This window comes from Irregularibacter muris (assembly GCF_024622505.1).
Taxonomy (GTDB): Bacteria; Bacillota; Clostridia; order Eubacteriales; family Garciellaceae; genus Irregularibacter; species Irregularibacter muris.
Genome location: NZ_JANKAS010000036.1, coordinates 1 through 1,383 on the forward strand (window position 1 = coordinate 1; position 1,383 = coordinate 1,383).

Below are 1,383 nucleotides of genomic sequence, written 5' to 3' on the forward strand. Positions count from 1 at the left end.
AGAGATTAATCTTTCAAAATAAAACAGTGTAAGGTTTCAGTAGGCTCCTTAGAAAGGAGGTGATCCAGCCGCACCTTCCGATACGGCTACCTTGTTACGACTTCACCCCAATTACTAGCCCCACCTTCGGCAGCTGCCTCCTATTACTAGGTTAGCTCACTGACTTCGGGTGTTGCCAACTCTCGTGGTGTGACGGGCGGTGTGTACAAGGCCCGGGAACGCATTCACCGCGGCATTCTGATCCGCGATTACTAGCAACTCCGACTTCATGCAGGCGAGTTGCAGCCTGCAATCCGAACTGGGATCTGTTTTATGGGATTGGCTTCGCCTTGCGACTTCGCTACCCTTTGTACAGACCATTGTAGCACGTGTGTAGCCCAGGACATAAGGGGCATGATGATTTGACGTCATCCCCACCTTCCTCCGTATTGTCTACGGCAGTCTATCTAGAGTGCCCATCCTTACATGCTGGCAACTAAATACAAGGGTTGCGCTCGTTGCGGGACTTAACCCAACATCTCACGACACGAGCTGACGACAACCATGCACCACCTGTCTATCTGTCCCCGAAGGGAACTCCGTATCTCTACGGCGGTCAGATGATGTCAAGTCCTGGTAAGGTTCTTCGCGTTGCTTCGAATTAAACCACATGCTCCGCTGCTTGTGCGGGCCCCCGTCAATTCCTTTGAGTTTCAACCTTGCGGTCGTACTCCCCAGGCGGAGTGCTTAATGCGTTAGCTGCGGCACTGAGCTTTGACACCCAACACCTAGCACTCATCGTTTACGGCGTGGACTACCAGGGTATCTAATCCTGTTCGCTCCCCACGCTTTCGCGCCTCAGCGTCAGTTACAGTCCAGAGAGCCGCCTTCGCCACTGGTGTTCTTCCTAATCTCTACGCATTTCACCGCTACACTAGGAATTCCGCTCTCCTCTCCTGCACTCAAGTCTTATAGTTTCAAATGCAATTCCACGGTTGAGCCCTGGACTTTCACATCTGACTTACAAGACCGCCTACGCGCCCTTTACGCCCAGTAATTCCGGACAACGCTTGCCCCCTACGTATTACCGCGGCTGCTGGCACGTAGTTAGCCGGGGCTTCCTCCGGAGGTACTGTCATTTTTTTCATCCCTCCAGACAGAGCTTTACGACCCGAAGGCCTTCATCGCTCACGCGGCGTTGCTGCGTCAGGGTTTCCCCCATTGCGCAATATTCCCCACTGCTGCCTCCCGTAGGAGTCTGGGCCGTGTCTCAGTCCCAGTGTGGCCGATCACCCTCTCAGGTCGGCTACCCATCGTCGCCTTGGTGAGCTGTTATCTCACCAACTAGCTAATGGGACGCGGGACCATCTTGTAGCGCTTAGTCGCTTTGACTCCTATACCATG

The 1,383-nt window shown here is 53.9% G+C and carries 1 rRNA gene; it reads right to left on the minus strand.

Annotated elements, in window-relative coordinates:
- Nucleotides 1-52 precede the first annotated feature (52 nt).
- Nucleotides 53-1,383, minus strand: a 16S ribosomal RNA gene (locus NSA47_RS15300); the annotation flags it as partial.